Source organism: Candidatus Paceibacterota bacterium, from assembly GCA_028714275.1.
Lineage (GTDB): Bacteria > Patescibacteriota > Minisyncoccia > Phycocordibacterales > CAINVO01 > CAINVO01.
Map to the genome: position 1 here is coordinate 1 of JAQTMP010000023.1, position 11,732 is coordinate 11,732.

Consider the following 11,732-nt stretch of genomic DNA (forward strand, 5'->3'; position numbering starts at 1 on the left):
ACAAATCGACGCAGATATTCCTGCCGTCTTTCTTTATTCGCCTGATTTCATTTATATCATCCCCCCTTCTATTCGAGGGGTGACGCTTGGACATATTACTATGCCTTCAGAGCGCTTCCTCAGTATAAGCTCCTGGTACAGCGAAACCGAACGAGTCTGGAATATGTTTGTAAAATAAAACTTAATAAATAATAAAAAAATAATAAATAATAAAATATATGAACCCGAACGAAACACCGAATAAAAATACCCCGAACAGTGCGACAGCAGGCCCTAGACCCTCCCGAAGATACCATGCTCGACCGCAGCGGCCCTCTCCTAGCTCTCCCGCTCATCATTCACCTAGCCATTCATCACCTGCGCATTCTTCGGCCCACAAACCCAAAGAACGCATGATGCCTAGGCGGGGCTTTAGTGCTGGCGGCCGAGGTGGACATGGCACAGGACCAGCCGGTGAAAAGAAAGAAAATCTCCCTATCCCTCCTCTAGCTCCAGGTAATATCCGCATTATCCCTCTCGGTGGCGTGGAAGAAATTGGCATGAACATGACAGTCCTTGAAATGGGTGACGATATCATCGTCATGGACGCTGGGTTTAAATTTACAGACAGCGATACTCCCGGTATTGATTACATTTTGCCAAACACCAAATACCTGGAAGAACGAAAGCACAAGGTGCGAGGTATGATCATCACTCATGGTCACCTCGATCACATTGGAGCTTTGCCTTTTATCATGGAGCGCATCGGCAATCCCCCTCTCTACACCCGCAATCTCACCTCCCTAATGCTGAAAAAACGCCAGGCTGAATTCCCCCACCTTCAACCCATCGACTACAAGATTGTAGAAGGGAATGATCAAATAAAAATGGGCAACATTTCCGTGCAGTTTTTTGGCGTGACCCACAGTATTCCTGACTCGATGGGTATTATTATTAAAACTCCAAATGGTTGGATCGTAAACCCTGGAGACTTCAAGCTCAACCACACCGATGGGGTTGTCGATGCCGAGGAGGAAAAATCATACTCGGTCTTTAACAACCAAAAGGTTTTGCTTTACCTCGGTGAATCAACCAACATAGAAAACCCTGGCTTTTCCACCCCAGAAAAACTAGTGCACGAAAACCTAGAGGAGATTATCAGGACCATTAAAGGCCGCCTGATCATGGCCATGTTTGCGTCACACGTCTATCGTATTGCTCACATTGTGCGAGTGTGTGAAAAGTTTGGAAAAAAATTGGTGATCGAAGGTCGCAGCATGAAAAACAATATTGATATTGTTATTACGGCTGGTCTTTTGAAAGTGGACAAAAAAACTATTATCAACCCACAAGACATCGACCAGTATCCGCCAGACAAAGTGGTAGTCTTGGCAACCGGGGCTCAGGGAGAAGAGTTTTCTTTCCTTACTCGCCTTGCCAACAACAACTACAAACATTTCAAGCTGAATGAGCGCGACACCGTTCTCCTTTCGTCTTCTATTATCCCTGGAAATGAAAGGCAGGTTCAACATTTGAAGGACAGCATTGCCCGCCAAGGAGCCCATATCATGCACTACCGTACATCAGATGTGTATATTCACTCTACTGGTCACGGCAACCGCGGGGAAATGGAGTGGCTCCACCGCAAGCTGCGACCAAAATTCTTTATCCCTATCCATGGTCACCATTACATGCTTCGGCTGCACGGCGAGCTTGCTGAACAGCTCGGTATACCTAAGAGCAACATTATTATTCCTGACGACGGGACTATTATTGAAATCCAGGCTGACGGCGAAAAAATTGTCCGCCTGCCTGCCAAGGCCCCTCACAACGTGGTGATGGTAGATGGATTTACAGTCGGAGATATTCAAGATGTGGTCATTCGTGATCGCCAGATCCTTTCCCAGGACGGCATCTTTGTCATCATCGCTCTTGTCAATGCCTCCACCGGAAAATTAAAAAAATCTCCTGACATTATTTCCAGAGGATCTGTGTATTTGCGTGAATCCCAAGAACTTCTCCGACATGCCAGGTTTTTGATCAAGAAAACTATCGAAGACAATACCGCTATGAGCATTGGTGCCAGTGGCAATGGCCAGGTCAACTTTGATTATGTCAAAGACGCCGTCTCTGATGCTATTAGTAAATATCTGTTTCAAGAGACCGCCAAACGTCCAATCGTCATTCCGGTACTGCTGGCGATCTAAGATAATCTATGGACAAAATCCTCATTCAGCTCAAGAGTATCCGAATCTTTACTGAGATATATGTAGCCGTCCTGCTTTTTTCTTTTCATTTTTTCTTTGTTTATTTCATCAATTCCACCTATCTCAGTCTGTATGTAGGCAACCGATGGGTTAGTCTTCTGTATGTCGGTGGAGGTATGTTGACTGTGCTGGTTTTCCTCAACGCTTCTCGCCTGCTCAATCGCTTTGGCAACTATCTCACCATCATGACTACAGCCATTACAGAGGCTGTAGTGCTCCTTGGAATGGGCTTGTTCCCATTGTTAAAACTGCCCGTTCCTATCACTCTGACTGTTTTGATCGGGTGTTTTGTGATTCAGCAGGCTGTCTCCACTTTGCTCATTTTCAATCTAGACATATTTTTAGAGCGTTACTCAGCCGACAGCCAAACGGGAGGAATTCGTGGCATGTATTTGACCATGATGAATATTCCACCCATCATCACCCCTTTCATTGCGGGCTTGATTTTGATCAAGCCTGATTTTTGGAAAGTTTACACCATTGGGGCTGTCTTTATGGTGCCTTTTATTATTATCATCATTTCCAGTTTCCGCGACTTCAAAGATCCGATCTATACCAAGCTCAGACCTATTGAGACAGCCAGAATCTTTTTCAAAAATCGTGATTTACTGGATATTTTTATTGACAACTTTTTGTTGCATTTTTTTTATGCTTGGATGGCTGTCTACACCCCCATCTATTTGTATGAATACATGGGCTTTAGCCTGCCAGAGATTGGACTGATGTTGAGTATCGCCCTCCTACCCTTTGTACTCTTTCAAATTCCTCTTGGAACCCTAGCTGATCGCAAGCTTGGGGAAAAGGAAATCCTCATCGCTGGTTTTTTGATAGTCAGCGTATGTACCCTGCTTATACCGAATGTTGATACTCCCAACTTTATTCTCTGGGCTATTTTACTTTTTATGACCCGAGTAGGTGCCAGCTTTATCGAGGTGTCTAGCGAGGCTTATTTCTTTAAAAAGGTCAGCGCCGAACAGGTCTCAGAAATCAGCTTCTTTCGATTGACCCGAAGCCTGCCTTATCTTGTGGCTCCTTTGATTTTTTCTTTATCTCTCCTAGTGGTTAATTTTAGGTATAGTTTTGTTGTCTTGGGGGCTATTATGCTCATCGGTGTTCGCTACGCTTTTTTGATCCACGACACAAGATAATTATTTTGTAGCTGCGCTTGAAGTGCCTACGGTAGGGATAGCACTGATCGTCAAATTGATATGCTCTGGAGAAACTTTTATGACGTTCACATACGAAGGTGCGCGTAAATTGTCTTTGGTTAAAGGCAAATTGTAGCTGCCTGTGCCTCGATCATTTAGGTCCACTAAAAGGTGTAGATCATGGCTAGGATTTAGACTGTTGATATCTGTTTGATTGCCAGACAATGTCACTGTAGCTTCCACGATGCTTGTTTTGTTTATCTGGAGAACAGGAGATAATGAAGAAAACTCAATCGGCACATCTATATCCTTGGTGATAGTCACATTCTGGGCGCTGACCATGGTCCACAAGCCCAAAGCGACTACAATAGAGACCACTTTCAGGGAAAAATGGTTGAGGACAAAAAAATCCCACCCAGACTTTTGCTGATGAACATTTTCGCTCATAAATAGCCTGATGGTTTGAGTGAGGGATTCGGCATCAGTTACGCTTGAAATACCCCCACCTCTGGCTATTGAAACTGTTCCTCTCTCTTCTGAAACCACCAGGGCTAGACAATCGGTGCGTTCAGTAATGCCGATAGCGGCTCGGTGACGGGTCCCAAAGCGTGAAAAATCCCTATAATCCTCGGCCAAAGGCAAAACTAAACCGAAGGTTTTGATCCGGCTATTTTCGATCAAAACTGCCCCGTCGTGCCCAGGTGTCGAGTCTTCAAAAATACTTAAAAGCAATGGTTCAGAGACTTTTCCGTCTAGAGGAAAACCCCCTTCGACGATATCATCCAAAGGATACTCTCCCGATAGGACTATGATGCTGCCCAAACGCCTCTTAGCCATTTCCATGACAGAGCGCACAATCGCATCCGTTACTTCTTCAGTCAAATTGATAGCGCGATGTGAAAGGCTACCTCGAGACAAAGCAAACCACTTAAAGAAACGTCGGATTTCCCGCTGGAAAACAATGACAAAAATAACAATAAAGAACGTCAGCAACGGGTTTAAAAGAGTGCGCGTAAGGGTCAGATCAAAAATCCGCGAGCTGCCTATGATGCCAAAGAAAACTATAAAAGTCAGCAAAATAAAATATGAACGTGTTTGACGGATGAAAACCAAAACAAAATAAATGAAAACGGAAGCAATCAGGATATCAAAAATGTCCTTGAGCCCGAAAGCTTGGAAGACATCGATCAAGCTATGCGGAAAAACCAAATAAAAAGAGGAGGCCGAGGCGGTCGAAGCAAGCTGACTGATCTGATTGAGTGAGTTGATTCCGAACATTATATTTTATTTATTATTATAAGACAGATAATATTACTGCAAGCCGGCACAGCTGTTGAAAGCCCTCACAGTAGTATTGTAAGCATCGATTGTTTGTTTCAATTGAGCTACCTTGTCGTTGTAGATTGGCACATCAGCGTTGTAAGCATTAACATCATTTTTTTCTTGGTTTAGCTTAGTATTTAGGGCATCTACCTCTGCTGTGAGCTGGTCAACCTGATTCTTGAGACTGGCACTTGGGGCTGGACAAGATGACAAGGGCTTGCCAAATTCCTGGACTGCAATCCAGACTTCCTCACCCTGGTAATTCCCCTTGCCTACAGCCACTCCTATTTCTTGGTAGCGATTGTTTAAAATATTTTCCCGGTGATGCGGACTGTTCATCCAAGCTGTCACCACAGCTTCATCATTGTCAAAACCCCCAAGGGCTAGGTTTTCTCCAATGACAATATAGTCGTAACCTACTTTATTGGCTAGATCGCTCGGCCCCACCCCAGTAGGTGAAATATGGTCAAAATATTGTTTGGCAAAGAGATCGTTGAGCTTCAAAGTCGCCGCCGCGTCTAGCTTACTACTTTCAGACAAAGCCGGGACGTTGCCAACATTAATCCGCTGGCCATTTGTTAGCTTGATAATCCCTTCGACCGTTAGCGAACTAGGATTGGGATTGGTACTGGCTCCGACTGCTTTTTTTACCACCAAAGGCAAAGGGGCAATGACATTATTGCGCAGATCGGTGGCCAAGTCGCTGACAAAGGATGAAGTGGCTACGGTAGAATGTAGGGTGGTTGAAGCAGCCGAAAAATCAGAAGACAAGCTGCCAACCGTACTGGAAGCCAGCTTTGAAAAGAAATCACTATGTTTTTCAATGGTCACTCCTATAGCGGCCACTAAAAAAAGGATAATCAGTCCGCGAATCAATGCCATATGCCTGTATTGTATATATTATCTGGCTTCGATGCAAAGAAAAAGGGGTATTTCCTTGCGAGCGGTGTCTTCAGCCAAAGTTCGTTTTCCCTTTTGACTTTTTTTATGTGAAATCCATTCTTCAAGCTTGGTGACCGAAAGGCCATGCTTATTGAGCAGTTTAAAATAATACTGGAGAGGCCGATGGAAAGAAATAGTCTTGGCACTCCTCGGATCACTCGGATGGGCCACAATGGAGGTCGAGGATTCCGACAAATAACTGTCGATCCGGCGATATTGCTTGGCAGACTCTTCATCCCAACCCCAGGTGCTCATTTTAGGGATCCGAAAACACGGATGATTGAGAACAATATAAAAACGGCCTGTCGGATTTTTTTGCGCATTTTTTTGATCGCCTTCTCTGTTTCCTGTTTTTTTCAAAAGTCTAGCTACTTCGGCAAAAACTCCATCGACTTCCTTGATGTTTTGCAAAGCCAAGATAAGGGTAATGACATCAAAGGATTGGTCCGGCAAAAAAGAAAGCTGATCGGCCCAACCAACTCGAAAATCAATGTTCGGTGAACGTTGGCGGGCTCGTTCGATCAGAGTGGGCGCCGCGTCGACACCTATCACTCGCCCGCCTTCCTTTCTGAAATGTTCAGCAAAAAAACCCTGCCCGCAGGCTAAATCCAAAAGAGCAAAGCCTTTTGCGCCGTCTGACTCTCTTCCTCCCGCGTTCCCCGCAACCAGCCGAAGAATATTCGGCAAAATGACTTGCTGGTGGTAGCTATCTTCACTAGCCAAATGTTCATCATACCAATCCGCTACTTTTTCCCAGGATGTATCCTGAAGGCTAATCTTGGGACTTTTTTGAAACTTTTCGGGCAGTTTTTTTGGGTGTTGTCTTCTTGGTTTTTTTTCCAGCATGTTTTTTGATTTCGGTGCCAATGTGTTTTTTGATATCTTTCCAGTGGGCGTGAATCTCGCCAATCACCTTTTCTAAATCTTTTTTATCAATATTCTTTAAGAGAGCATACCGCTTTGCGACATTGTCTACAATTGCTCGATAGGTATCTTCGTTTACGTCCTTGAGCCCTTCTATCTTTTCCAAAATCTCGCCTTTGGCTTTTAGGGCCCAGCCTCGGACTTGCTTCATTTTCTTTTTTCCGTCTTTGGTGCCATAGAGAAAATAGGCTCCCGCAGCAGCAGCCACTGCGATCCCAAGAATACTTGCCGTCTTGATTGGTGAACCATGTTTTTGATCCTTATGCATTTTTTATTTTTTATTTATTTTATTCTTTATCTGTAAAACTGCCAGAGCCCTGATCCTGGGTCCTGCCATTTTGCGCTGGTCGCCTGCGTCCGCGAGCTCGACGGACCGCCTGAGCTACTCCAAAAGCTCCGAGCAACCCTTTTAAAACTGAGGCCGCTGTGCGACCCCTGGATCTCATTTCCGATCGAAACTCATGCACCTCATCTAAAATCACCTCGCTTTCCATTTTGATTCGCTTTGAAAAATCTTTTACATTTTTCAAAATAACGATAACATAAATGCTAGCCACAACTGCCATCAAAAAAAGAATAATAAAACCTAAAGAGCTAATAAAGAAAAAGAGGTCTGCGTGAATAAATGTTGTATCCATGGCAAAAGTATAACATATTTACACCCCCACATACTCACAGATTTTTTGGACCACTTCGTCTTGGGTCAAGTGGGTGGTGTCTATAATCAGCCCAAAATGCTCATCCGCGCTGTAGTCTTCGAGGCCATAGTATGTCCGGTATTTGTCGAGAGCCGCCTTTTCACGGAGGCTAGTCTCGGCTAGGGCAGCTTCCAAGGAAACCCCGTCTCGTTTGACTACTCGAGCCAACCTTTCATCAAAATCCGTGATAAATTTTATTTTAAACGCATCTGGCATAGAAAACCAGGCCAAGCGACTTTCAGCCACAAAATGCTCGTGACTTTCCCCATATTCCTTCATTTTTTGTTCGAGGGCTCGATCATGATCTCCGTCTACAGCACAGATTTTTTCGTACTCTACCAAAGACAAGCCAAGATCCTTGGCTGTTTGACGATATATATCTCCGGCTGAAATGAAATCCGCTCCGATTTTTTTTGCCAAAAGTCTACCCACCGAGCTGGTCCCCGTACCCGCCAAACCAAAAATAGTGATTTTTGCCATTTATTTTTTAAGGAGAGAGGGTAAGAAATTGTTGTTCTTGGCGAGATGCTGATGCAAGTCAGGTATGAGTTTTTTTACCTCTCCAAAAGCCTGTTCGATAGACTGATCATCAAAACCGGCCCGCACCAGCATAGCCAAAGTTTCATCCAGATTTGTGCCGCTTTCTATCTTTATTTTGATGAAAGTGACCATTCCAGAAGTTTTTGAATTTGAATTCGATACACTCATTCCCCATATTATAACCTAAATGATGATTTACTTCTTCAATCTTTGGCCTTCACACACCCCTTTCGCCCACAAGCCTTTTCCTTCGGCCCTAGCTACCTTTTCCGCTTTTTTAAATTGTTTTTGATAGAGATACGGTATGTTGTATGTGTATTCATAGCCATATCCTTGTTCAATCATATATTGATTGAACAAAAGTTCTCCACCATCTGAGGATTCTGAAGACGTGGCTTTTTGAACAAAAACATAGGCCAATAAACGTCCGTATTTATCGTGAGCGTCTTGGCTCGGATCACTGGCCAATCGAATAGTAGCATCCTCAAGTATCGCCTTCGCTTTGGTTGAAGCTTCTTGCCCAAAACATTGCACCGCTTTTCTCGGATCCACCGTCTCAGGGGTGTTTAGTCCGATCAATCTTATTTTTTCCTCATCTTTTCTTAAATTTTCACCTATCTGGCTGACCACAATCGTATCTCCATCCACCACTCGGTCAACATGGTATATACCATCGGCCCGAGTTTCCCTATGAGACTGTAGAATAAAAACCGCTATTCCAATGACTAACATAAATATGCCCAGACGAAAATTGAAAAAGCTCATGCGGTTACCCTAGCATGAGCTTTTTCAATTTATCCTCAAGGGAAAATAAATTATCGCCCTGTATAGACGTATGTATATCCAGGAAAAGATGAGTAGTTGTTTAGATATGAGTAATAGCCCTGCTGGCCACCATAAATATATTGGTACCCGTACACATTGCCAGGATAATAACCATAATTATTATTTCCATAGTAGCTATAGCTTGTCCCAGCCGGATTGTAGTAGCCATAGCCAGGAACATAGCCGTTACAGATATTGTAAGCTCCACAGAGAATAGCATTTACATCTCCCCCGGCATTGATGGTCGATTGACTGGGTGTCCATCCGCCATTTGAAGTGTTGATAGTATAGGTCGAAGCATGGGCTTGATCTACAAAAATGAAAGAAAGCATAAAGGCCAGGGCGAGAATTAGTCCGATCGCTAAAAATGGCTTAAAAACAAGGGTTTTTTGATTCATACCCTAGCATTATAACATATTTAGGTAAAAATGCAAGGGTGTGCTATACTTGCCGGATGGAAAAACCCTTGTACCCCATGCGAATCAATAAGTATCTAGCCCTCAAAAATTACGCCACTCGTCGCGGAGCCGATGAGCTGATAGAAAAAAACCGTGTCTTGATCAACGGCCGTTTTGCCGTGCTCGGCGACAAAGTCAATGAAAATGACAACGTTGAGGTCCGCCAGGGCAAAAAACCTGAAGCCTATGCTTATTATGCCTACAACAAGCCTGTAGATGTCATTACTCACTCTCCGCAGCGCGACGAAATCGATATAGCTCAATCTCTCAACTCTGACACTGGTTTTACTAGCGGGCCCTTGGCTGGCCTCTTCCCTATTGGCCGTCTAGATAAGAATTCCCACGGCCTTATCATCCTGACCAATGATGGCCGAGTGACTGATCGTTTGCTCAACCCCAAGCATAATCACGATAAAGAATACCTAGTCAAAACCGTAAACAAACTCCCAAATAACTTTAAAGAAAAAATGGAAGCTGGGGTAGATATTGGCGAAGAAGAACCGACTAAACCCTGCAAGATCAAGGTCATTGATGATTACACTTTTAGCATCACCCTGACTTAAGGAAAAAAACACCAGATCCGTCGCATGGTTTCAGCTCTCTTCAATGATGTCAGAGACCTCAAGCGCACCCGCATCATGAACATCGAACTTCGAAGTCTGACCCAAAACAACTATCGCGCCATCAAAGGTGAGGAGCTAGAGACTTTTCTGAAAGCTCTTGGACTACTTGAAAGTCAGACTCGCTAAAATTTGGCTGAACTCGGGGAGCTTGGTCTTCACCTCAGCTATACCGTCAAAATCATAATCTGCAGGTTGATCAATCAACGGCAGAATGTGATAGAGCTTCTTATTTTGACTGATAGAGAAGAAGTAGATCGGCAAGCACGATTTATTTTTTTGGTTGAAATAAATTTCCCGAGCTGGATATTGACCAGTGCCCACCGTAGTATTGGTAGGATAAAAGCCTATCTTGTTGCAAGCCTCGCTGTATTGGATACTCGAAATTTCATCTGTAAAAGGAATAGAGGTGTTGTCATAGCCAACATTGGTATACACTTTTACGTAAAAACTTCTGCTAGAAACGCTCATGTCTGGCTGACTTGAAGTTGAAGCCTGAGCTGGATAGAAAGCAATCATGGCTGCATAGCGGCTGCCCGGATAAGCATCGGCTACTTCATGTGGGGCTAAATCCTTTGGATATCTGAGAGAAAAACCATAGGTAGTGTTAGTGTACGTCTTCCAATCAGCCGGAATAGGGGCAACCGAAACAGACGAGGTGGCAGCTACTATATTTTTGGAAACAGGCGCCGTGCTTGTACTGGTGTTTATGGCTAGAGTCGACGAAGCCTCAGGCGATACTTCTGTGGATATGACTGGGCTGGACGGCTTTGACTTTACGTACCAATAGACTCCGCCAATAATCAGTAATGCAAGAACAATGAAAGAAAGTTTTTTTATCATGCCGATATTCTACCAGAAATATTAGAATGTCAAAATATGACTCCTGACATGGAGAGTAATGACCTCTTGAAGAGTAGGCGGAGTAGTCATCGGCTCAGCATTTTTACGATCTAGATAACTGACATTTAAAAGATACCCGTTCTTGGTTTCAAAAGTGGAATTGGATCCTGTGAATTCTACAGCCCTATCATGTTTAGGGGTGACGCTCTGGATGGGCAATCTGTCCCCGATCAAGACAGCTGAAGTATATTTGACTGACTTGCCAGTGAGACGAAAGAGCGCGACGTAATGCAACACTGGGGCTTGATTTTCTTTAGTCAAAAGCATTTCCACAAAGACGTCATAGCTGCCATCGTCTGTATAAGCATAATTGAGAATAGCCCCAACGGATACGTGGCCTTTGATTTGGCTGTCGGTGTAGTCGGCTTGTCCAGCATTGAGAGCCACTTCTACTCCTGTCTGGGGAACAGTAATGACAGCGCTGTTGATCGCCTGGGCAACCAAACTCGTATCAAAAGCGTTACCTTCGATGACGTTACTAGGCTGGCTTTGGATTTGGTTACTCTGATTCAGATTGTGGCTTTGGCTTAGCTGAGTTGTTTCAGTGCCATATGAGTTTTGAGTTAAATAATTTTGGGTGGTAGTCGCTCCCGTAGAGGTACTCATCTGACCAAAATCTTTTGGTCTATTGCTGCTGACAGCGATTGCATAGATAATAAGGCCTAAAACGATTACCCCCGCTACAATATAAATTATATTTTTGGTGTTTTTATTCATATTTTTATTATCTCATACTTATGGCTTTTTTTCCTCAAGATCGAGACAGATGGAGTTCATGCAGTAGCGCTTGCCTGTATCAGTGGGGCCATCATCAAAAACATGCCCGAGATGAGAACCGCAGCGGGCACAAAGCACTTCGGTACGAGTGAAACCGTGAGATTTATCCTCCACCAGCTCGACGGCTCCAGGCAAAGCCTGATCAAAGCTGGGCCAGCCAGTGCCAGAGTCAAATTTGGTGTCAGAAGGAAAAAGTGGATTGCCACAGGCCATACATTTGTAAACACCCTCTTTTGTTTCGTGAAGATATTTTCCTTTGAAAGGGGTTTCTGTGGCTTTGCCTCTTAGAACAGCGTACTGTTCCGAGGTGAGCTCTTTTCCCACTCTT

Annotated in this window: 16 protein-coding genes; 4 read left to right on the forward strand and 12 right to left on the reverse strand. The window is 44.1% G+C overall.

From position 1 onward, the window contains the following. Nucleotides 1–218: 218 nt before the first annotated feature. Both PHF79_02600 and PHF79_02605 read left to right on the forward strand, forming a co-directional pair. Nucleotides 219–2,186: a ribonuclease J gene (locus PHF79_02600; GenBank protein MDD5318684.1), complete on the forward strand. Its 1,968-nt coding sequence runs from the start codon at nt 219–221 to the stop codon at nt 2,184–2,186. An 8-nt stretch (nt 2,187–2,194) separates the two neighbouring features. Beyond that, entirely contained in the window at nt 2,195–3,394 is a 1,200-nt protein-coding gene (locus PHF79_02605; protein ID MDD5318685.1) for an MFS transporter, read from the forward strand. Here PHF79_02605 and PHF79_02610 read toward each other — a convergent pair whose 3' ends face one another. The 9 genes from PHF79_02610 to PHF79_02650 are packed head-to-tail and all read right to left on the reverse strand — an operon-like array spanning nt 3,395 to nt 9,044. Continuing rightward, nucleotides 3,395–4,672 carry a diadenylate cyclase gene (locus PHF79_02610; GenBank protein MDD5318686.1) on the reverse strand — a complete coding sequence of 426 codons (1,278 nt, stop codon included), beginning with the start codon at nt 4,670–4,672 and terminating at the stop codon, nt 3,395–3,397. Between the two features lie 33 nt (nt 4,673–4,705). Beyond that, nucleotides 4,706–5,599 carry a CAP domain-containing protein gene (locus tag PHF79_02615; protein MDD5318687.1) on the reverse strand — a complete coding sequence of 298 codons (894 nt, stop codon included), beginning with the start codon at nt 5,597–5,599 and terminating at the stop codon, nt 4,706–4,708. Between the two features lie 18 nt (nt 5,600–5,617). After that, nucleotides 5,618–6,505 (reverse strand): methyltransferase domain-containing protein, encoded by an 888-nt coding sequence (locus PHF79_02620; GenBank protein ID MDD5318688.1) that lies wholly within the window; start codon nt 6,503–6,505, stop codon nt 5,618–5,620. After that, nucleotides 6,432–6,851, reverse strand: coding sequence for a hypothetical protein (locus PHF79_02625; GenBank protein ID MDD5318689.1), 420 nt, complete (start codon nt 6,849–6,851; stop codon nt 6,432–6,434). The genes PHF79_02620 and PHF79_02625 overlap by 74 nt, the downstream gene beginning before the upstream one ends. 19 nt (nt 6,852–6,870) lie before the next feature. Beyond that, nucleotides 6,871–7,221: a hypothetical protein gene (locus PHF79_02630; protein ID MDD5318690.1), complete on the reverse strand. Its 351-nt coding sequence runs from the start codon at nt 7,219–7,221 to the stop codon at nt 6,871–6,873. A gap of 18 nt (nt 7,222–7,239) precedes the next feature. Continuing rightward, nucleotides 7,240–7,761: a cytidylate kinase family protein gene (locus PHF79_02635; GenBank protein MDD5318691.1), complete on the reverse strand. Its 522-nt coding sequence runs from the start codon at nt 7,759–7,761 to the stop codon at nt 7,240–7,242. After that, entirely contained in the window at nt 7,762–7,989 is a 228-nt protein-coding gene (locus tag PHF79_02640) for a hypothetical protein (GenBank protein MDD5318692.1), read from the reverse strand. A 27-nt stretch (nt 7,990–8,016) separates the two neighbouring features. Further along, nucleotides 8,017–8,586: a thermonuclease family protein gene (locus PHF79_02645; GenBank protein ID MDD5318693.1), complete on the reverse strand. Its 570-nt coding sequence runs from the start codon at nt 8,584–8,586 to the stop codon at nt 8,017–8,019. 50 nt (nt 8,587–8,636) lie between these two features. Beyond that, a complete protein-coding gene (locus PHF79_02650) occupies nt 8,637–9,044 on the reverse strand; it encodes a hypothetical protein (protein ID MDD5318694.1) in 408 nt (135 codons plus the stop codon). 56 nt (nt 9,045–9,100) lie between these two features. Between PHF79_02650 and PHF79_02655 the strand changes: the two genes are divergently transcribed. Together PHF79_02655 and PHF79_02660 are read left to right on the forward strand one after the other, a co-directional pair. Further along, entirely contained in the window at nt 9,101–9,667 is a 567-nt protein-coding gene (locus PHF79_02655; protein ID MDD5318695.1) for a pseudouridine synthase, read from the forward strand. A gap of 24 nt (nt 9,668–9,691) precedes the next feature. Then, nucleotides 9,692–9,853 (forward strand): hypothetical protein, encoded by a 162-nt coding sequence (locus PHF79_02660; protein ID MDD5318696.1) that lies wholly within the window; start codon nt 9,692–9,694, stop codon nt 9,851–9,853. On the opposite strand, the gene PHF79_02665 is transcribed toward PHF79_02660, so the two are convergent. Genes PHF79_02665 through msrB form a run of 3 tightly spaced genes read right to left on the reverse strand, consistent with a single transcriptional unit; the run spans nt 9,830 to nt 11,728 of the window. Beyond that, nucleotides 9,830–10,567 carry a hypothetical protein gene (locus tag PHF79_02665; GenBank protein ID MDD5318697.1) on the reverse strand — a complete coding sequence of 246 codons (738 nt, stop codon included), beginning with the start codon at nt 10,565–10,567 and terminating at the stop codon, nt 9,830–9,832. The genes PHF79_02660 and PHF79_02665 overlap by 24 nt on opposite strands. A 21-nt stretch (nt 10,568–10,588) precedes the next feature. Further along, nucleotides 10,589–11,344: a hypothetical protein gene (locus PHF79_02670; GenBank protein ID MDD5318698.1), complete on the reverse strand. Its 756-nt coding sequence runs from the start codon at nt 11,342–11,344 to the stop codon at nt 10,589–10,591. Nucleotides 11,345–11,362: 18 nt separating this feature from the next. Then, on the reverse strand, nt 11,363–11,728 hold the full coding sequence (gene msrB / locus PHF79_02675) for a peptide-methionine (R)-S-oxide reductase MsrB (protein ID MDD5318699.1): 366 nt from the start codon (nt 11,726–11,728) through the stop codon (nt 11,363–11,365). Nucleotides 11,729–11,732: the final 4 nt, after the last annotated feature.

Excerpts from the sequence above, each read along its gene's own strand:
- PHF79_02620 (MDD5318688.1), bottom strand. The coding sequence starts at position 6,505 with ATGCTGGAAAAAAAACCAAGAAGACAACACCCAAAAAAACTGCCCGAA.
- PHF79_02670 (MDD5318698.1), bottom strand. The coding sequence starts at position 11,344 with ATGAATAAAAACACCAAAAATATAATTTATATTGTAGCGGGGGTAATC.
- PHF79_02660 (MDD5318696.1), top strand. The coding sequence starts at position 9,692 with ATGGTTTCAGCTCTCTTCAATGATGTCAGAGACCTCAAGCGCACCCGC.
- PHF79_02645 (MDD5318693.1), bottom strand. The coding sequence starts at position 8,586 with ATGAGCTTTTTCAATTTTCGTCTGGGCATATTTATGTTAGTCATTGGA.
- PHF79_02665 (MDD5318697.1), bottom strand. The coding sequence starts at position 10,567 with ATGATAAAAAAACTTTCTTTCATTGTTCTTGCATTACTGATTATTGGC.
- PHF79_02650 (MDD5318694.1), bottom strand. The coding sequence starts at position 9,044 with ATGAATCAAAAAACCCTTGTTTTTAAGCCATTTTTAGCGATCGGACTA.
- PHF79_02630 (MDD5318690.1), bottom strand. The coding sequence starts at position 7,221 with ATGGATACAACATTTATTCACGCAGACCTCTTTTTCTTTATTAGCTCT.
- PHF79_02655 (MDD5318695.1), top strand. The coding sequence starts at position 9,101 with ATGGAAAAACCCTTGTACCCCATGCGAATCAATAAGTATCTAGCCCTC.
- PHF79_02625 (MDD5318689.1), bottom strand. The coding sequence starts at position 6,851 with ATGCATAAGGATCAAAAACATGGTTCACCAATCAAGACGGCAAGTATT.
- PHF79_02610 (MDD5318686.1), bottom strand. The coding sequence starts at position 4,672 with ATGTTCGGAATCAACTCACTCAATCAGATCAGTCAGCTTGCTTCGACC.
- PHF79_02605 (MDD5318685.1), top strand. The coding sequence starts at position 2,195 with ATGGACAAAATCCTCATTCAGCTCAAGAGTATCCGAATCTTTACTGAG.
- PHF79_02640 (MDD5318692.1), bottom strand. The coding sequence starts at position 7,989 with ATGAGTGTATCGAATTCAAATTCAAAAACTTCTGGAATGGTCACTTTC.
- PHF79_02635 (MDD5318691.1), bottom strand. The coding sequence starts at position 7,761 with ATGGCAAAAATCACTATTTTTGGTTTGGCGGGTACGGGGACCAGCTCG.
- PHF79_02600 (MDD5318684.1), top strand. The coding sequence starts at position 219 with ATGAACCCGAACGAAACACCGAATAAAAATACCCCGAACAGTGCGACA.
- PHF79_02615 (MDD5318687.1), bottom strand. The coding sequence starts at position 5,599 with ATGGCATTGATTCGCGGACTGATTATCCTTTTTTTAGTGGCCGCTATA.